The sequence below is a fragment of the uncultured Ferrimonas sp. genome (assembly GCF_947489035.1).
Taxonomy (GTDB): Bacteria; Pseudomonadota; Gammaproteobacteria; order Enterobacterales; family Shewanellaceae; genus Ferrimonas.
The window spans coordinates 1-18001 of record NZ_CANLCI010000021.1; the positions used below are offsets into that span (position 1 = coordinate 1).

The 18001-nt window shown below is 56.7% G+C and carries 15 protein-coding genes and 3 tRNA genes; 15 read left to right on the forward strand and 3 right to left on the reverse strand.

From position 1 onward, the window contains the following. Window position 1 precedes the first annotated feature (1 nt). The 4 genes from Q0796_RS12800 to Q0796_RS12815 all read left to right on the forward strand — a co-directional run bounded on the left by Q0796_RS12800 (window position 2) and on the right by Q0796_RS12815 (window position 1496). Window positions 2-76: transfer RNA gene (locus tag Q0796_RS12800), tRNA-Gln, on the forward strand. Between the two features lie 61 nt (window positions 77-137). Next, a tRNA-Met gene (locus tag Q0796_RS12805) sits at window positions 138-214 on the forward strand. Window positions 215-245: 31 nt separating this feature from the next. After that, window positions 246-320 (forward strand) — tRNA-Gln (locus Q0796_RS12810). A 567-nt stretch (window positions 321-887) separates the two neighbouring features. Continuing rightward, on the forward strand, window positions 888-1496 hold the full coding sequence (locus Q0796_RS12815) for a fumarylacetoacetate hydrolase family protein (RefSeq protein WP_298443895.1): 609 nt from the start codon (window positions 888-890) through the stop codon (window positions 1494-1496). 98 nt (window positions 1497-1594) lie between these two features. On the opposite strand, the gene norR is transcribed toward Q0796_RS12815, so the two are convergent. Beyond that, on the reverse strand, window positions 1595-3127 hold the full coding sequence (gene norR / locus Q0796_RS12820; protein WP_298443896.1) for a nitric oxide reductase transcriptional regulator NorR: 1533 nt from the start codon (window positions 3125-3127) through the stop codon (window positions 1595-1597). Window positions 3128-3310: 183 nt separating this feature from the next. Here norR and norV point away from each other — a divergent pair, with 183 nt between their 5' ends. The 11 genes from norV (at window position 3311) to tmpT (ending at window position 14458) form a co-directional block, all read left to right on the forward strand. Further along, a complete protein-coding gene (gene norV, locus Q0796_RS12825) occupies window positions 3311-4798 on the forward strand; it encodes an anaerobic nitric oxide reductase flavorubredoxin (RefSeq protein WP_298443897.1) in 1488 nt (495 codons plus the stop codon). 3 nt (window positions 4799-4801) lie between these two features. Further along, window positions 4802-5953: an NADH:flavorubredoxin reductase NorW gene (norW, locus tag Q0796_RS12830; protein ID WP_298443898.1), complete on the forward strand. Its 1152-nt coding sequence runs from the start codon at window positions 4802-4804 to the stop codon at window positions 5951-5953. A gap of 43 nt (window positions 5954-5996) precedes the next feature. Next, entirely contained in the window at window positions 5997-6152 is a 156-nt protein-coding gene (locus Q0796_RS12835) for a hypothetical protein (RefSeq protein WP_298443899.1), read from the forward strand. Window positions 6153-6174: 22 nt separating this feature from the next. Next, window positions 6175-6510: a DUF1971 domain-containing protein gene (locus Q0796_RS12840; RefSeq protein ID WP_298443900.1), complete on the forward strand. Its 336-nt coding sequence runs from the start codon at window positions 6175-6177 to the stop codon at window positions 6508-6510. Window positions 6511-6591: 81 nt separating this feature from the next. Next, entirely contained in the window at window positions 6592-8064 is a 1473-nt protein-coding gene (gene gndA, locus Q0796_RS12845) for an NADP-dependent phosphogluconate dehydrogenase (RefSeq protein ID WP_298443902.1), read from the forward strand. Window positions 8065-8230: 166 nt separating this feature from the next. Beyond that, entirely contained in the window at window positions 8231-9079 is an 849-nt protein-coding gene (locus tag Q0796_RS12850; RefSeq protein WP_298443904.1) for a putative selenate ABC transporter substrate-binding protein, read from the forward strand. A gap of 6 nt (window positions 9080-9085) precedes the next feature. Next, window positions 9086-9775 carry an ATP-binding cassette domain-containing protein gene (locus Q0796_RS12855; protein ID WP_298443905.1) on the forward strand — a complete coding sequence of 230 codons (690 nt, stop codon included), beginning with the start codon at window positions 9086-9088 and terminating at the stop codon, window positions 9773-9775. Next, a complete protein-coding gene (locus Q0796_RS12860) occupies window positions 9772-11292 on the forward strand; it encodes an ABC transporter permease (RefSeq protein WP_298443906.1) in 1521 nt (506 codons plus the stop codon). Before Q0796_RS12855 ends, Q0796_RS12860 begins: the two co-directional genes overlap by 4 nt. A 207-nt stretch (window positions 11293-11499) precedes the next feature. Beyond that, window positions 11500-12180, forward strand: a complete 681-nt coding sequence (locus Q0796_RS12865; RefSeq protein WP_298443907.1) for a response regulator transcription factor — start codon at window positions 11500-11502, stop codon at window positions 12178-12180. Next, window positions 12177-13418 carry a HAMP domain-containing sensor histidine kinase gene (locus tag Q0796_RS12870; RefSeq protein ID WP_298443908.1) on the forward strand — a complete coding sequence of 414 codons (1242 nt, stop codon included), beginning with the start codon at window positions 12177-12179 and terminating at the stop codon, window positions 13416-13418. Before Q0796_RS12865 ends, Q0796_RS12870 begins: the two co-directional genes overlap by 4 nt. 395 nt (window positions 13419-13813) lie before the next feature. Further along, on the forward strand, window positions 13814-14458 hold the full coding sequence (gene tmpT / locus Q0796_RS12875) for a thiopurine S-methyltransferase (RefSeq protein ID WP_298443909.1): 645 nt from the start codon (window positions 13814-13816) through the stop codon (window positions 14456-14458). A gap of 79 nt (window positions 14459-14537) precedes the next feature. Here tmpT and Q0796_RS12880 read toward each other — a convergent pair whose 3' ends face one another. Next, window positions 14538-16604, reverse strand: coding sequence for an FUSC family protein (locus Q0796_RS12880; RefSeq protein WP_298443911.1), 2067 nt, complete (start codon window positions 16602-16604; stop codon window positions 14538-14540). 7 nt (window positions 16605-16611) lie between these two features. Beyond that, the gene (locus tag Q0796_RS12885; RefSeq protein WP_298443913.1) at window positions 16612-17796 is read right to left on the reverse strand and encodes an FAD-dependent monooxygenase; all 1185 of its coding nucleotides are present in this window, start codon (window positions 17794-17796) and stop codon (window positions 16612-16614) included. Window positions 17797-18001 lie beyond the last annotated feature (205 nt).

Genomic DNA, 18001 nt, shown 5'->3' on the forward strand with positions numbered 1-18001 from the left:
TTGGGCTATCGCCAAGCGGTAAGGCAGCGGGTTTTGATCCCGCCATTCTCAGGTTCGAATCCTGATAGCCCAGCCATTTTTAGAGTAAACGATTCGTCGCTTACTCCGATTACTTCGGTAATCAACACGATTTTCGTGGCTATGTAGCTCAGCTGGTTAGAGCACGGCACTCATAATGCCGGGGTCGCAGGTTCAAGTCCCGCCATAGCCACCATGATTTCGCGAGTAATCGCACCCTGTTTTATTGGGCTATCGCCAAGCGGTAAGGCAGCGGGTTTTGATCCCGCCATTCTCAGGTTCGAATCCTGATAGCCCAGCCATATATAAAAATACCGACCTTTTGGTCGGTTTTTTTATGCCTGTAGAAAAGTGCCGTGCGGCTAGGTTCGCCAAGCGCTAAGGCAGAAGTGAATTTTGACCCCGCCGTGCACGCTCAGGCTCGAACCCCGATAACCCAGCCATATATAAAAATACCGACCTTTTGGTCGGTTTTTTTATGCCTGCAAAAAGTGCCGTGCGACTAGGTTCGCCAAGCGCTAAGGCAGAAGTGAATTTTGACCCCGCCGTGCACGCTCAGGCTCGAACCCCCGATAACCCAGCCATATATAAAAATACCGACCTTTTGGTCGGTTTTTTTATGCCTGTAGAAAAGTGCCGTGCGGCTAGGTTCGCCAAGCGCTAAGGCAGAAGTGAGTTTTGACCCCGCCGTGCACGCTCAGGCGCGAACCCCGATAACCCACCCATTTATACAAGCCGATCTTTGGCTCGGTTTTTATGCCCGTAGTAAAGCGCGCTCCCCAGCATCGTTCCAACAAAATGTCACTGTAACTGGCTGTTAACCAACGCTTACCTTAAGCTGGCGCTGGTGCGTATTACAGGAGGTAAGCATGACCATTCAATTTCAACAGCACAGCATCAAACCAGAGAAGATCCTCTGTGTTGGCCGTAACTTTGTTGATCACATCAATGAATTAGGCAACGCGGTGGCGGATCAAATGGTGCTGTTCATCAAACCGGGCAGTGCCATTGGCACCACATTGCGAGCCCAGCAGCAAGAGCCGCTGCATTTTGAAGCGGAATTGAGTTTTTTGGTGCAAGAGGGTCAATACGTTGCGGTGGCCGTGGGGCTGGATCTCACCAAACGTCGACTGCAAAACCAGCTGAAACAGCAGCAACTGCCGTGGGAGCGAGCCAAAGCCTTTGCCGGTTCTGCCCTGTTTACCGATCTTGTGCCATTGCCACAGGATCTGGATCAGCTGAAATTTGAACTGCACATCAACGATCAGCTGGTGCAATCTGGCCAACCCGCATTGATGATCCACAGCCTTGCGGCGATCTTAACCGAAGTGAAACACGCACTGCCGCTGGCCAACAACGACATCATCATGACCGGCACCCCAGCTGGCGTTGGGCAGATCAACACCGGCAGCCCCTTTACCCTAAGCCTGTGGCACCAACAGCAGTTATTAACTCAATCAAGCTGGATCGCGCAATAATCCGTTCACCGCCACCAACCTCTGTGCAAACACCAATCCGTCCCCATAAAAAAACCGAGTCTAAACTCGGTTTCGGTACTCAACGTGGCGACATTAGCCTATTTCAGCGCCAACCGTTTGGCCAAACGGTGCAGATTGCCACTGTCTAATTGCAGTTGCCGCGAGACTGCAGCCCAGTTGCCATCGTTATGCTCTAACGATTGGCGGATCAGCTGCCGTTGGTAGCGTTCGGTGGCCGCTTTAAAGCCTTCGTTAGGTTGCAGCGGTACTGCGGCTTCCACCGGCTTAGCGGCACTGCTGTGCTGATCATCGATGTTGTGCAGCGCCAGATGGTGCGGTTCAATCACCACATCCAACTGGTTGCGCTCGGCTCGCGCTAAAACCGCCGCTCGGTTGATGCAGTGCTCCAGCTCCCGCACGTTGCCCGGCCACGAATAACGCTGCAACTGCCCTAACGCGGCTGCACTTAATCGCAACTGATCCAGCCCCAACTTGGCGCAGCTGCGCTCAAGGAAATAACCCGCCAGCAGCGTCACGTCGTCATTTCTTTCCCGCAGTGGCGGCACTTGCACTGGAAACACGCTTAAGCGGTGGTACAGATCAGCTCGGAAATTACCGGCGCTCACCTCGGCTTTTAAGTCGCGGTTGGTGGCGGCCACGATCCGCACATCCACTTTAACCGCCTTATCTTCCCCAACGCGCTGCACATCCCCCTGTTGCAGCACCCGCAGTAATTTCGCCTGCAGATCCAACGACAATTCGCCAATTTCATCCAGAAACAAGGTGCCATTATCCGCCAGTTCAAACTTCCCTTGGCGATGGCTAATGGCACCGGTGAATGCGCCTTTAACGTGACCAAACAGTTCACTTTCTGCAACAGAATCCGGTAAAGCCGCACAATTTAAGTACACCAGCGGCTGAGCAGCACGGTTCGACAATTGATGCACCTGCTGCGCCACCAGCTCTTTCCCCACCCCGGTTTCCCCCAACACCAACACACTCAAATCGCTGTTGCCGACCACCGCCAAATCGCGTTTCAACGCCACCATGGCATCACAACGGCCAATCATTTCGCTTTGGTGTGATAGCCCCGACAGCTGCCGACTGGCCGTGCCGATCCGCCCTGCCCGCTCTAACGCTTGCAGTTGCAAACCGTGGTTCAAGCTGGCCGCCGCCAGCGCGGTAACAATGCGTAATTCATCATCACTAAAGTTCGCAAACTGCTCGGCATCGAAACCATCAATGGTTACCGCACCAATTAAGCGCTGCTCTACCAGCAGCGGCAAGCCGATGCAGGCGTGCACTTTAAGCTCGCCTTGCAACGAGGGGATCAGACCATCGTAAGGATCAGGCAGATCGCTGTCGGCGGGAAACCGCACCACATCCCCAGCCCGCGCGATCGCTTCCAGCCGTGGGTGATCCGCTAAAGCAAAGCGGCGCCCCAACACTTCGGTGGCCAAACCGTTGATCGCCAGTGGCGTAAAACGCTGATCTTGATACAGCAGCAGCGCCGATGCATCGCAATTCAGCAAGGTACGCACCGTCGTCAGTAGGCGTTCGAAACGGTCTTGATCCGACAAACCCAGGGTCAGATCTCGCGCCAAATTAGTAATGTCGTTAATGGCCAGCATGGTGGCTCCCGTGGGAATTCATGAGTGTCATTGTGACACTTAACTGTCAATTCGACAATCAAAGGGCAGTGTCAAATTAACAGTGCTCAGATGCAGTACCTATAAAAATCAACAGGTTAAAAGTTGGCACGCCACTTGTAATAGTCAGAACAGAATTTAAGAATTTTTTCTCTGAGGTACAGCATGGCTATTCACGTTAAGAACAACATCCACTGGGTAGGTCAGCGCGATTGGGAAGTGCAAGATTTCCACGGCACCGAATACAAAATGACCCGCGGCACCAGCTACAACAGCTACCTGATCCGCGAACAAAAAAACGTGCTAATCGACACCGTTGATCACCGCTTTAGCCATGAATTTGTGCGTAACTTAGAACAAGAGATCGATCTAAATCTGATTGATTACATTGTTATCAACCACGCCGAAGAAGATCACGCCGGGGCCTTGGCTGCCCTGCTGGAAAAGATCCCTGGCACCCCTATCTACTGCAGCGAGAACGCCATTGATTCCATCACCGGCCATCACCATCGCCCAGATTGGAACTTCAACCCCGTTAAAACCGGCGACAGTTTAGACATTGGTAATGGCAAACAGTTGGTGTTTATTGAAGCGCCGATGCTGCACTGGCCAGACAGCATGATGACCTACTTAACCGGTGATGCGGTGCTGTTTTCTAACGACGCCTTTGGCCAACACTACTGCGACGAGCGTCTGTTTAACGATGAAGTGGATCAAAACGAGCTGTACGAACAGTGCCTGCGTTACTACGCCAACATCCTGACCCCATTCAGCGCCTTGGTTACCGCCAAAATTAAAGAGGTACTGAGCTTCAACTTACCCGTCGACATGATCGCCACCAGCCACGGCATCGTCTGGCGCGATAACCCAACCCAGATCATCCACAAATACTTAGAGTGGGCCGAAGATTACCAAGAGGATCGGATCACCATCTTCTACGACTCCATGTCTGGTAACACTCGGATGATGGCCGATGCCATCGCCCAAGGCATTCACGACATCGATCCTAAGGTGGCGGTTAAGGTGTTTAACACCTCGCGCGCCGATAAGAACGAGATCCTGTCAAACGTGTTTCGCTCCAAGGCGTTGTTGGTTGGCTCCTCGACCATGAACAACGTGATGATGCCTAAAATCGCCGCGATGCTGGAAGAGATCACCGGCCTGCGCTTTAAGAATAAACACGCCGCCGCCTTTGGCAGCTTCGGTTGGAACGGCGGTGCCGTTGATCGGATCCACACCCGTTTGACCGACGCTGGGTTTGCCATGGCCAACAGCGTCAAAGTGAAGTGGAAGCCCGATGGCAACGCCATGGCTCAGTGTCGTCAGCACGGCCAAGAACTCGTCAAGCAATGGGCTCGCAGCGCCACTGCGCCTGCCCCAACCCCAACAGCGCCGGCCGAAACAGCAAAGTCGCAGCCCACAACAGCCGCAGTGCCAGTTGAAGCAAGCCCAGCCCCAACCGTTGCCTGCCGTGGCAGCCGCCAACAAAAGATGCTCTGTAACGTGTGCCAGTGGGTATACGATCCCGCCCAGGGCGAGCCAAACCAAGCGGTTGCACCAGGCACCGTCTGGAGCGACGTACCAGATTACTTCCTGTGTCCCGATTGTGGCCTAGGTAAAGAGGTGTTCGAACCGATTGCAGGCGAGGCATAAACCATGACTGCCCCTATTGTTATCATTGGCAGCGGCTTTGCCGCGTACCAACTGGTGAAAACCTTGCGTAAGCAAGACAGCAATCAGCCCATCACCGTGCTGTGCGCCGACGCGGGTCATGACTACAACAAACCCGAGCTGAGCCACGTCATCAGCCGCAGCCAAAGCGCCAGCGAGCTGATTAAACAGCACGCCGATGAATTTGCCCAACAACAGCAGATCACCCTGCACAGCGAACACCGCGTCAGCGAAATCGACCGAGCCAGCCAGCGCGTTTGCGCCAACGGCCACTGGTTTGACTACAGCAAGTTAGTGCTCGCCACCGGCGCCAGTGCAATGGTGCCGCCCATGGCCGGGGATGCGGTTGCACAAGTGCTGACGCTCAACAGCCTGCAGCAGTATCAACAGGCCGAGGCCAAGTTGCAGCAGGCCAAACGCGTGTTGGTGCTGGGGGCTGGCCTGATCGGCACCGAACTGGCGATGGACATCGCCAGCAGCAATCGCCAAGTGGTGTTGGTGGATTTAGCCAAGCGCCTGCTGCCCGCTTTGTTGCCGCCCTTTGTCAGCAGCCAACTGCAACAGCGAATGGCCCAATCTGAACAGGGGCAGATCGACTTTGCCCTTGGCACCAGCGTAACAGCGGTCAATCAGCAGCCAAACGGCTTGCAGGTGCAGCTGGCGAACGGCGCCAGTTATCAGGTGGATGCGCTGATCAGCGCCATCGGCTTGCGCCCGAACACCCAGCTGGCGCAGCAAGCGGGGCTGCACATTAACCGCGGCATCGTGGTGGATCAGCAGCTACGCAGCAGCGACGCCAATGTGTTTGCCATCGGCGACTGCGCGGAAATGAACGATAAGGTGCAGCCGTTCTTGCAACCGGCATTACTTGGCGCCAACGCACTGGCCAAAACCTTGCTGGGGCAAGCGAGCAACGTCATGCAACCCACCATGTTGGTGAAGGTAAAAACCCCGTGGCTGCCAATCACCTTAGCGGGCACCACCACCGACGAACACAGCCAATGGCAGATTGAACTGGATGGCAGCGGCTTGGTGGCCAAAGCCTTTAACGGCGAGCAGTTGGTTGGCGCCATCGCAACCGAGCAGCGCCAGCATGCCTTACTGCCACTGCTGCGGCAGATCAGCCAACCGCTGTAACGCGGTTGCATTCGCCACCCCACTCGGCACGGGAGAGACAACCATGAACATCAGCACATTCTTTGCTCGCATCACACAGCGTTGGTCAATGCGGCTTGCCCGCTGCCACCAGTGCCATCACTGCGAGCTGGAACAGAGCCCCTGCTGCAGCGATGTGATTGATATTAACTACGCCTTAGACAATGCCCTGCGTTACTAACCCACATGTAAAGGACCATCCCATGAGCCATCAATTGATTGATCCAAGCTGGACCATCCAGCGCTCTACCCCGTTTTTCAGCAAAGACACCGTACCCGCCTCTTTGTTGAGTCATCACAACACCGCCGCGGGGGTGTTTGGGCAACTGGTGGTGATGCGAGGCACCGTCACCTATTTTGGTTTTGCCGATGAGAACGCCACCGAGCCCGAGCTCACCGTCGTGATCGAAGCCGGTAAGTTTGCCACCAGCCCACCGCAGTATTGGCACAAAATTGAGGTCTCCGATGACGCCCAATTCAACATCAACTTTTGGTCGGATCCGGCCCAGCGTGCCGACAAGCTGGTGAACACCAAGTAAGTGTCGATTCTGGCCGCCCCCGTGGCGGCCCCCCATTGCACCTTGTCGCCACTGTGCTGCGGCAAGCACCAAGGAGCCAACATGCCCACCGCTACCGTCAGTCTGGCCATCATCGGCCAAGGGGTAATGGGGCAGAACCTTGCCCTTAATTTTGCCAGCCACGGCATCAACCTCAGCGTGTTCGATCTTAACCCCAACCACGTTGAACACAGCGTCGCGCTAAGCCAATCACTGGATGGCACCATTCTCGGCGCCGACTCCCTTTGCGACCTATTAACCCAGTTGCCTCCTCCCCGAGCAATTGTGCTGTCTCTGCCTGCGGGCAACGCCATTGATGCCAGCTGCGATGCACTGCTCGAAGCCGGGCTCGATCGCGAGGACTTGGTGATCGACAGCGGTAACTGCCACTGGGATGACACCCTTGCCCGCCAGCAGCGTTACCAAGGCAAACTGCGATTTCTCGCCTCCGCCATTTCTGGCGGCGAAGTGGGCGCCCGCCACGGCCCATCGCTGATGATCAGCGGCAGCTTTTTAGCGTGGCAACAGATAGCGCCACTGTGGCACACCATTGCTGCCAAGGCGGATAACCGGAACGGCCAACCGCTGCCCACGGTTAGCGACAACCCCAATGCGGTTCCGTGTGCCGGTTACGTTGGCCCCGATGGCAGCGGCCATTTCGTTAAAACCATCCACAACGGCATCGAATACGCCCAAATGCAGTTGTGGGCCGAAGCCTACCAGCTGCTCAAGCAGCACGGCCAAATGAGCAACAACGCCATCGCCGCCCTCTTTAAACAGTGGCAGCTGGGGCCGCTGCAAAGCTATCTACTGGATTGCACCATCGCCGTGTTGGAGGCCATTGATGAGGTTACCGACACGCCGTTACTGCCGCTGATCGTCGATGCCGCCGGACAAAAAGGCACCGGCACCTGGACCGCCAAAGCCAGCCTAGCGCTGGGCGTCGCGGCGCCCAGTGTGCACAGCGCCGTGGCCGCACGGGCCATCAGCAGCCAAAAAGCCTTGCGCCAACAACTTTCACAGCAACTGGCCAGCAGCAGCCAAGCGGCTCTCTCCGCCGTTGAGCTGCAAGGGTTACACAGCGCACTGGAACAAGCGCTGCTGGGGGCCACGCTGATCAACTACGCCCAAGGGTTTGAGGTGATCGCCAGCCAAGCGCAGCAACAGCAGTGGCCACTGGATCTGGCGGCCATCGCTCAGCTGTGGCGGGCGGGCTGCATCATCCGCACCCCGTTACTGCAAACCATGGCGCAGGCGCTGGCCTGCGATCCCGACGCACACTTGCTGGAAGACCGCAAGATTCAACAGCGGCTGAACCCCACGTTGCCACTGTGGCGCCGTACCCTGCTAGCGGGAATAAGTGCGGGTGTGGCCCTGCCGGTGTTCAGCAGCGCGCTGGCCTACGTCGATGGCCTGCGCTGCGCCGACAGCCCGGCCAATTTGCTGCAAGGGATGCGCGATCACTTTGGTGGCCACCGTTTCCGCCGTTACGACGATCCCAGCGGGGCTCTGCATCACCACCCTTGGCCTCGTTAATGCCCCGCTCTCCATCGCCATCAGCCTTGATGGCGTTTTTGTGCTTGAATCAAGATCAAAAGCGGCAAATAACACTAACGCTGTAAGACGGTTATCGTTAGACTAGCGGCCGCGCAATCAGCGCCTCCCTTACAACGAATCTTTGCTATTGAACCAAGGAATCCACATGCGTCCGTTTATCTGCTCACTGCTTCTGCTGCTGAGCCCGTTGGCTATGGCCGACACCTTCACTTTTACCGCCATTCCGGATCAAGATGAAAGCAACCTGCGCAGCCGTTTCGACCAAGTGGCCGAATACCTGTCGGCGGAATTGGGCGTTGAAGTAAAATACGTTCCGGTTAAGTCTTACGCTGCGGCCATCACCGCCTTTCGTAACGACCAAGTGCAGCTGGCGTGGTTCGGCGGCTTGTCTGGTGTGCAAGCGCGCCAACGCGTAAAGGGCTCCATTGCCATCGCCCAAGGCTACGAAGATCAGTTCTTCAAAAGCTACTTTATTGCCCACAGCAGCACCGGCTTAACTGCCGCTGAAGTGTTGCCAGAGCAACTGCAAGGGATGACCTTTACCTTCGGCTCTAAAGGCTCGACCTCCGGTCGTTTAATGCCAGAATTCTACCTGCGCGAACAGTTTGGCCAAGCGCCAAACAAGGTGTTTGATAAAGTCGGCTTCAGTGGCGATCACAACCGCACCATCGAACTGGTGCAAGCGGGCAGCTACCAAGTGGGCGCACTGAACTACAAAGTGTGGGAACGGGCATTAAGCGAAGGCAAAGTCGACACCAGCAAAGTCAACGTGATCTGGACCACCCCAGAATACACCGATTACCAATGGACCATTCGCGGCGACGCCGATGCCCGTTTCGGTGCCGGTTTCAGCGCCAAGGTGCAACAAGCCCTGCTGAACATCGACCAACCCAAACTGCTGAACGCCTTCCCCCGCAGCAAGTTTGTTGAAGCCAGCAACGACGATTACCAAGCGATCAAAGCCACCGCGCAAAAGATCGGCCTGATCGACTGATTTACCATGCCAACTCAAACCGCTCTGGCGCTCAACAACCTCACCGTTGAGCGCAACCACAAAGCGATTTTGGCGCAGATCAGCCTAACCATCGCCACCGGTGAAACGGTGGCTTTGGTTGGGGAAAGTGGCGCGGGCAAGTCCACCTTGCTGGCGCAGCTGCGTCATTACCACCCCGATCACGTGGCTTGGTGCCCTCAGGCGCCCGCCTTAGTGCCCATGCTTAGCCTGTACCACAACGTCTACATGGGGCAGCTGCATCAACGCAGCGCTTGGCGCAACCTGCGTAATCTGTTCAAACCCCATCGCGCCGATCAACAGGCGATCACCGAACTGGCCACCATGCTGGAGCTGTTAAACGGCGATCCGGCGCGGCTGCATCAATCCGCCGAACGTTTTTCCGGTGGTGAACAACAGCGGATCGGCATCGCCCGCGCCCTGTACCAACGCCGCCCCATCTTCCTTGGCGACGAACCGGTTTCTGCCATCGACGAACTGCACGCCCAAACCGTTATCGCGCAGATCAAAGCCGCCCACGACACCGTGGTGCTGGCGCTGCACGATGTGGAGCTTGCCCTGCACAGCTGCGATCGCATCATTGGCATGCAGCAAGGGCGCATCGTGCTGGATGCCCCAAGCGCTGACTTAACCCCTGCCGATCTGCTTAAGCTCTACCCCAGCGGCCGCCCGCAATGAACCGTGCCCAACGCTTTCGTCACATCAGCGCCCTGATCGCGCTAACGGCGCTGCTGTGCATTCCCATCGCCGATTTAGCGATGGTGCAGCTGTCGCCGTGGCAAATTCTGCAACGGATCATCGATGGCGCCTTGCGGCCGGATTTCAGCGCCACCGAACAGCTGTGGCAAGCGATTGGCCACACCATCGCCTTTGCCCTGCAAGGGATCGGCTTAGCCGCCATTACCGGTTTCAGCGCGGCGCTGTTTTATCGCCACCGCAGTGTGCGTCTTATCGCCGCCGCACTGCGCAGCGTGCACGAGCTGTTCTGGGCGCTGCTGTTTCTGCAAGTGTTTGGCTTATCGTCGCTGACCGCCGTACTGGCATTGTGGATCCCATACAGCGGCATTTTTACCAAGGTGTTTGGCGAGATCTTAGAAGAGATCGATCCCGCACCGATGCACGCCCTGCCACACACCCGCAGCACCGATGCTGGGGGCAGTTTCAGTCAGCGTCTGTATGCCCAGCTGCCCCAAGCGTGGCCACACATCGTCAGCTACGGCCGCTACCGCTTTGAATGCGGCATGCGCAGCTCGATTGTGCTCGGCTTTGTGGGCTTACCCACCTTAGGCTTTCACCTAGAAAGCGCCTTTCGCCAAGGCAACTACAGCGAAGCCGCCGCCCTGCTGTATCTGTTTTATGGCCTGATCGCCACCATGCGCTGGTGGCTGCGTTCGGCGCTGATCCCACTGTATCTGCTGATCGCCTTTATCGCCTTACCGCCGGTTGCCAGCGTGGATTGGGCGCTGGTGTGGGAGTTTCTCAGCTACGACTTGGTGCCCGCGCCACTGCGACACGATCCCCTTAGCTGGGCGCTCGTCAGCGAACGCCTGTGGCCGTGGCTACAGATGCTGTGGGCCGAAATGATCCTGCCTGGCACCATCGATACCTTAGTGCTCAGCCAGCTGTCGCTGCTGCTGACCGCCCTGCTGGCGCTGCTGTGGTTTCCGCTGCGTAACAAGGTGCTGTTGAACCGCCCTGGTCGTGCTGTCGGCAATCTGTGGTTGGTGATCAGCCGCTCTACCCCTGAATTTGTGCTGGCCTTTGTTGGCTTGCTGCTACTGGGGCCAAGTTTATTGCCTGCGGTGTTGGCATTGGGGCTGCACAACGGCGCCATCATTGCTCACCTGTGTGGTGGCTACAGCAACGAACTGAAACTGCGCTTAGACGATGTGCCGCAGCCACTGGGGCGGATCAGTTTCTACTGCTACCAGCTGCTGCCACGGGTGTACCCGCAGTTCATTACCTGGCTGCTGTATCGGTGGGAGATCATCCAGCGAGAAACCGCCATCTTAGGGGTACTGGGGATCACCACCTTAGGCTTCTACGTCGATTCCGCCTTTGAAGAGCTGCGTTTTGACCGAGCCTTGGTGCTGATTATCGCAGCCGCGCTGCTGAACCTGCTGGTCGATGCGGTTGCGCGGGCGCTGCGCCACCGGCTTAAACCGCCAGCGCAATTGGCCGGCCGCGACGCCTAGCCCTAACGTTGGCCACCACGAATGCGGCTGAGCAGGCTTCCTGCCGCTCAGCCGCGCTCAACCCCATCAAACAGGGCGTCTTTTTTGTCTCAGTCGATGTTTTTCATCACGATTTCACGCCACACTGTCACCATTGATTCAATTTGACGTTTCTTTCACAGCGAAACGGCGAAGCTATGGCGACCTAACCTCACGATGACTGCCCCAATGATTAAAAAAATGCTGCTGGTTGAAGACAACCGCGATGTCGCTGGCATCATCTTCGATCACTTTGAATGCCAAGGGGTTGAAATTGACTACGCCGACAACGGCGAATTGGGGCTGAAACTGGCACTGGAACACGATTTCGATGTGATTGTGCTGGATCTGATGATGCCCCGCATGGATGGCCTTACCGTCTGTCGCCACCTGCGTGAGCAAGGCTGCGCCACCCCGGTACTGATGCTAACCGCCTTGTCGGATCAACAAGACACCCTAACGGGCTACAATTGCGGCGCCGATGATTACCTCAGCAAGCCGTTTGATCTGTCGATATTGCAAGCTCACCTCACCGCGCTCACCCGCCGTTACCGCGGCAATGTGTCCAGCAATGTGGTGGTGGTTGGCGATCTGAAGATTGAACCGGGCAGCCACAGCGCCAGCCGAGCGGGCGTGCCATTGGCGCTCACCCCAACCACCTTTAAAATTTTGCTCAAGTTGGCGCGCAGCGCCCCCGAAATGGTCACCCGAGATGCCCTGTGCCAACACCTATGGCCAGACAGCGAGCCCAACAACGAAGCCCTGCGTAGCCACATCTACCAGCTTCGCAACCAGCTAGACCGACCGTTTGAAAGCGCGATGCTGCACACCATTCCGAAAATCGGTTTCCAGTTGAGCAGCGGCGCATGAGCCATCGTTCCGCTCGCTCTTTAGTCACCCGTTTGGCGCTGGCGTTTACGTCGTTTGCGCTGGTGCTGGCGTTGCTGTTGTCGTTTTTAGTGCGGGAAACCGTGTTGTGGGCCGAAGACTCCGTTGCCCTGCGCCACCTAGAAGCCAACCGTGAATACGCCATCGCCCAGTACATGACAGGCGCGCAAGGGCCGTTGCAGATGGACAGCATCACCACCGCGTACGATAACCCCACCGATCTGCCCGATTTTGTGCCCAACCGTTATCGCCGTGGCCACGTATTGGAAGAGATCGAGCTCGCAAGCGGCGAATATTTCTATCTGGCATCGGAGTTTGTCCGCCAAGGTCAACGTCACCCGATATTCCTGCTAAGCAGTGCCGACCGAGTGGAGCTCAGAGAAGTGGAAGGCAACTACGCTAACCTTTTCGTTTTGCTGGTGATCAGTTTACTTATGCTGGTGTTAGGGCTAAGCCTGTTGATCACCTTCCGCCGCTTGATCCAGCCAATGGATCTGATCAATCAGCAGCTGCGTACCTACAAAGGCGATCCGGACATTGAATTTGATCTGCCCAGTAACGCCACTTCGGAGTTTCAAGGCTTGGTTCAGCAACTGAACCTTTACCGTACCGAAACCCAGCTGTTACTGAAGCGAGAACAAGCGTTTGCCCGCTACACCAGCCATGAGTTGCGTACCCCGTTAACCATCATTAAAGGCGCCAATAGCTTGCTCAGCGCCAACAGCGAAGCCAAATTTCAACAGCGACAGCAAGCGCGGATCGGCAACGCCGCGAATCAGATGGAGGAAACCGTTGAGGCACTGCTGAGTTTGGTGCGTAACGAGCGTCACCACCACGAAGAGCCTTTGCGCCGCATTGAACAGGATGAGATTGAACTGCTGATCGACAACAACAAGCCGCCGGCGTTGGGCAACCCAATCACGGTGTCGTTGCAAGTGGATGGCAACCCGTCCATTCGCGCCAGCCAACCGCTGCTGGCGATGGTGTTTGGCAACCTGCTGCGTAACGCCATTGGCGCCAGCATCAATGGCAACATTCAGGTGCACATGACCGAGTCGTTGCTGTACATCGACGATGATGGCAGTGGTTTGGGCGAGAAAAGCAAAGATGGCCACGGCCTTGGCTTGATGATCGTCACCGACGTGTGTGAACGCTACGCTTGGCAGTTCAGCTTGGTCGATCTGCCCCAAGGTGGTTGTCGCGCCCAGATTGTGTTTTAAGCGGCCAGCATCGCCGCTTGCCCGTTAACGCCCGCCTTTATCGCGGGCGTTTTTATGTTTGTTACGCTCGACACCGGCTTAGCCGTAATGGGTTGGCCAGTGCCGCGGCGCCGGTATTAACCGCCACCATAGCGGCTGTCGCCACCGAGCGTTAGCTGCCCTAACAGCCATGGCCTTGTGCTTCGGCCACCCGATGTTAAGCGGGTGGTGCGCTCGCAAGATCCGTGGCCGTATCAACCAAGTCCAAGGCCTTTTCTCGATCCCTTTTACTGTGTAAAAAACAGATTTATGGCTGCCCACTGCCGCGATTAAAAGAGTATTCAAGGTAAAGTGCAGTGCTTATAATTAATTAAACTTCTTATTTTAAATAACACGCAGCGAGGCCCAGTTAATCTATGGAAGCGAGTTTCTGGCACCAGAAATGGCAGAATAACGACATCGGTTTTCACCAAGCCGACTACAACACTCAACTGCTGGCTTACTTTCATCAGCTTAAGCTGGGGCAAGGAGCACGGGTATTGGTGCCGCTGTGTGGCAAAAGCCGCGATCTCGGTTACTTGCTTGAAACAGGCTATCACGTGGTGGGGATCGAGCTAAGCGAACTGGCCGTCGTGCAGCTATTTGAACAGCTGGGGCTCACCCCAACCGTGGACAAACAGCCCGCCGGCGATCGCTACCATTGTCAGCAGTTAGAAGTGTGGGTAGCCGACATCTTCGCGTTAACGCCAGCGCTGCTTGGCCACATTGATGGGGTGTACGATCGTGCCGCGCTGATTGCCCTGCCACCCGAGCTCCGTGGCCGCTACGCCACTCAGCTGCTTAATCTCAGCGCCGCTGCACCGCAACTGCTGCTGACGGTGGATTATGAGCAAAGCCTGCTTGCGGGGCCACCGTTTGCCGTGCCACTCAACCAAGTAAACCACTACTACGATGAGCACTATAAAATCGTTCAGTTGCCGCCAGAGCCGATCGAAGGCGGTTTGAAAGGCAAGGTGGAAGCCTGCAACCACGCATACCTACTGCAGCGCGCTACTGCATAAAAAGCGGTTAAAGCGACGCACAATGACACCGCCACAACAAAGGGCATCGACACCGTCGCTGCCCTTTGTTTATCGCCGCTTACTGGTGCAATTTGGCTTTGGGGGAAGGCGCCGGTTGCAGCAAGATTTGATGGATGCCGTGAAAACGCTGCAACACGAGTGATAGCTGGTAGATCACAAAGCCACAGCGGTCGGCATTGGCTTGTTCAACCCGTTGGAATAACCACTGCTCACGATGTTTGAAGCTGTCTGGCCACGGCTGCGGGCTGTCGTTGCAAGCCTGCAACGTGATCTGTTGCAGCTGCGAGAAAATCTGCTTTAGCTCATGGATGTCATCGCTGGGTAAACGCAACCCTTTGTGTACTTGCGGCACAATGGCGTTCATGTGGCTCATGGCCCCTTTGTACAACGCCAACAGCGCCGCACTGTTGTGTACATTGTGGCCAAACCCCGGCTCTTGCTTCATTTGGCTTAGGCTGCTGTTCAAGGCGATCCCTTGTTCGTACGCAGCCCGCCGTGCCCGCGCCAACACCACTGGCTCCACGGTTTCCCCAGCAAAGCTTTTCAAGATCAGCTCAATGTAATGGCTTAAGCTGGCCAGCGCATCGCCGCGCAACTGCGCTTGCCGTCCGCCTTGCCATTGGGGCCACAGGTAGCGATAGCCCCCCAACACCAACAAGCAGCCAATCAGGGTATCAACCATCCGCGCCAGCAACACCTCGTTCGAGGCTAAGCCATAATACTCAAACGCCAGCATGATGATCAGGGTAACGCCAACGGTGGTGTAGCCGTGATGCTTAGTCACAATGGCGATGGTAAAGGGCACTAAGAGCAACGCCAGCAGCAACGCGCTTTCATCCACAATGCCGACATTCAATGCCAACAGCGCCAGCAATAAGCCCACGAAGGTGCCCCCGGCGCGCTGCCAAGCGCGGCTGCGAATGGCCACAAAGCTCGATTGCCACACCACCACCACCGTAGATAAGATCCAGTAGCCGTTATCCAACGGCATCAAGCTGCCGATCTCTGACGCCAGCGCCAACAGCAGCGACATCCGCACGCTGCCGCGCATCACCGGATTCGACCACACCATCATCTGCCGCCATTTTTGCCACGGTGAGTCGGTTTTTTCTGCCCGAACATGACGCTGATACAGCGGCGATACCCGCTGCACTAAGCGGTCAATTTGGCGGGCATTGGTTGCCATGTAGTTGGCCACCAAACCAACCCGATCTGCCCGTTCGGTTTTCTCTGCTAGGGCTTCCACCAACCGCTCGGTGAACAGCTCGACCGAATCGCTGCGGCTCAGATCTCGGCCTCGCTCGAGATCTCGGGCAATGCGATGCAAGCGTGCGGCAATGGCTCGAGTCCACTGTTTGTACAGCGGGTACATGCCATCGGTGGTGAGCACTTCGCTGGCGATCGCTGGCTCGGGTACCGCCTGTAAGCGCTCTTGCAGATCCACCGCGGCCACAAAGGCATTTTTCAATGGCCCCTTGGTGTTGGGGTTGCCTAAGGAACCCAGTAAGCGGCGACAATTGCCCAGCTCAATTCCTAGGGCCTCGTCAAAGTGCACCGGCAGTTTATGATCCAGCAGTTGCTCTGGGCGTTCGATCACAATCACGGCCAAGCGCCGATAGGTGGCCGCTAGGGCTTGGCGCAGCGGCATGTGGCCGGTCAGCCGATACCATGCGGCGCTGTACAGCAGCAGCCATACGGTGGCCAAGAAGTAACCTAACGTCAGTTCCCAAAGGGGATAAAGCGAGGCCGTGGCCATGCCGATCACCGCCATGGTTAAGGTGCCCATGGCTAAGCGCGCCGCTAAGGTGCCAAACGCGCCGCAGCTGGTCAGTAAAAAGGCGATGCTGGCAAACCACAGCGTTAACCACGCTGGCGCCGCCAAACTGATCCACGCTGTTACCCCAGCAATGGCACCAAACCCGATCGCCCCTAAGCCTGCCCGCCACGCCCATTGGCGTGATGGCAAATCGATGCCACCAATCAACAACGCGGGCATCACCAACATGGCGATCACCCCTTGCTGTAAAATGCCCAGCAGCCACGCAGCCAGCAAAAACAGCATTAAGCCGCTGGTTAAGCGCAGTGAAAAGTTGATGTAAGGGTTGATCCAAAAACGGCGTAGCATTGGTTAATTAAAGCCCCATGGCATAACGCATCACTTGATGCTTAATTGGTCCGGCGTTTTGCGCCAGTTTAAATCCTAAATTGCGCGCCAGCTTCAGCGGCAACAGGTCGTTAGAGAAGGTGGTGTAGAACAGATCCATCGCCCCTTGCATCATCAGGTTGTCGGCACGGCGTTTGCGCTGGTATTGCGCCAACAACGGCGCCGGATCGCTGGCCAGCGCCTCCGGAGTGGCGCCCGCCAGTACCTCGGCCAGCGCCGCCACGTCTTTAAAGCCAAGGTTGACCCCCTGCCCCGCCAACGGGTTGATGGTGTGGGCGCTGTCGCCCAGCAACACCATGCGCTGACAATAATAGTGCTGGGCATGCTGCCGCGTGAGTGGGAACGAAGCGCAGTTAAGCACTTCGAACTCGCCCAAGCGGCTTGGGAACGCGCCTTGGATCTGCGCTTTGAGCTCCGCCTTGGGCAACCGCTTCAGCTCGGCGATGCGTTCTGGGCTGTCGTACCACACCAACGACCCTTGCTGCCCCACCAACGGCAAAAAGGCGCGCGGGCCACTGGGGTAAAATTGCTGCCAAGTGATCCGCTGTTGTGGCAGCTCGGTGCTGATGTTGATCAGCATGCAGTGGTGACGATAGTTCCAACCGCTTACGCCAATCTTAGCCGCTTGGCGGACTTTCGATTGGGCGCCATCACAACCCAACAACAGCTTGGCACGGTATGGTTGGCCATTGAGAGTCAATCTGGCGTGCTCGGCGTCTTGGCTGAGGTCGCTGGGGTAATGCCCCAACAGCAGTTCAACGTTATCCAGCGCAGCAACCTGCTGCCATAACGCCAATTGCACTACGCGGTTTTCCACAATGTGGCCAAGGTGATCGTGTTGCAGATCGGTGGCGCAAAAACTCACTTCGTTGTTGGGGTTTTCCCACGTTGCCAAGGTGTCGTAAGGCGCAGCGCGCATCGCCAGCACCCCCGGCCACGAATCCAGCTCAGCCAACAGCCGTTCCGAGGCCGCGCTGATGGCGCTCACCCGCAGATCCATCGGCTGCTGGGGATCAAACTCGGCTGGGGCCTTGGCTTCCACCAAGCCCACTCGCCAGCCTTGTTGCCCCAAGGCCACGGCTGCGGCCGCCCCCACCATACCGGCCCCAACAATCAGCACATCAAAGTGGTTTTCCATCATCGTCTTCATCATCCTAAAAATGCTGGCGCCAGTTTATGTCAAAGCCGCAACGAAGTTCAGCCTTACCTCACTTATGCAGAAAACTTTGTGGCACAGACCACAGTTGGCTTTTTACCGTAAATGAGTTGCTTAGCGCAGCCAAAGATCCTCCGCCGCAGTGCCATTGCCGCTATTGCTGGTACATCGGCTCGTTCGCGGTTAAAATACGCCGCTAAAA

What these genes read in the sequence shown, in the direction of transcription:
- Q0796_RS12885 (WP_298443913.1), bottom strand. Translation starts at nt 17,796, where the DNA reads ATGATGAAGACGATGATGGAAAACCACTTTGATGTGCTGATTGTTGGG.
- Q0796_RS12835 (WP_298443899.1), top strand. Translation starts at nt 5,997, where the DNA reads ATGAACATCAGCACATTCTTTGCTCGCATCACACAGCGTTGGTCAATG.
- Q0796_RS12865 (WP_298443907.1), top strand. Translation starts at nt 11,500, where the DNA reads ATGATTAAAAAAATGCTGCTGGTTGAAGACAACCGCGATGTCGCTGGC.
- norW (WP_298443898.1), top strand. Translation starts at nt 4,802, where the DNA reads ATGACTGCCCCTATTGTTATCATTGGCAGCGGCTTTGCCGCGTACCAA.
- Q0796_RS12870 (WP_298443908.1), top strand. Translation starts at nt 12,177, where the DNA reads ATGAGCCATCGTTCCGCTCGCTCTTTAGTCACCCGTTTGGCGCTGGCG.
- tmpT (WP_298443909.1), top strand. Translation starts at nt 13,814, where the DNA reads ATGGAAGCGAGTTTCTGGCACCAGAAATGGCAGAATAACGACATCGGT.
- gndA (WP_298443902.1), top strand. Translation starts at nt 6,592, where the DNA reads ATGCCCACCGCTACCGTCAGTCTGGCCATCATCGGCCAAGGGGTAATG.
- Q0796_RS12860 (WP_298443906.1), top strand. Translation starts at nt 9,772, where the DNA reads ATGAACCGTGCCCAACGCTTTCGTCACATCAGCGCCCTGATCGCGCTA.
- Q0796_RS12855 (WP_298443905.1), top strand. Translation starts at nt 9,086, where the DNA reads ATGCCAACTCAAACCGCTCTGGCGCTCAACAACCTCACCGTTGAGCGC.
- Q0796_RS12815 (WP_298443895.1), top strand. Translation starts at nt 888, where the DNA reads ATGACCATTCAATTTCAACAGCACAGCATCAAACCAGAGAAGATCCTC.
- norR (WP_298443896.1), bottom strand. Translation starts at nt 3,127, where the DNA reads ATGCTGGCCATTAACGACATTACTAATTTGGCGCGAGATCTGACCCTG.
- Q0796_RS12880 (WP_298443911.1), bottom strand. Translation starts at nt 16,604, where the DNA reads ATGCTACGCCGTTTTTGGATCAACCCTTACATCAACTTTTCACTGCGC.
- Q0796_RS12840 (WP_298443900.1), top strand. Translation starts at nt 6,175, where the DNA reads ATGAGCCATCAATTGATTGATCCAAGCTGGACCATCCAGCGCTCTACC.
- norV (WP_298443897.1), top strand. Translation starts at nt 3,311, where the DNA reads ATGGCTATTCACGTTAAGAACAACATCCACTGGGTAGGTCAGCGCGAT.
- Q0796_RS12850 (WP_298443904.1), top strand. Translation starts at nt 8,231, where the DNA reads ATGCGTCCGTTTATCTGCTCACTGCTTCTGCTGCTGAGCCCGTTGGCT.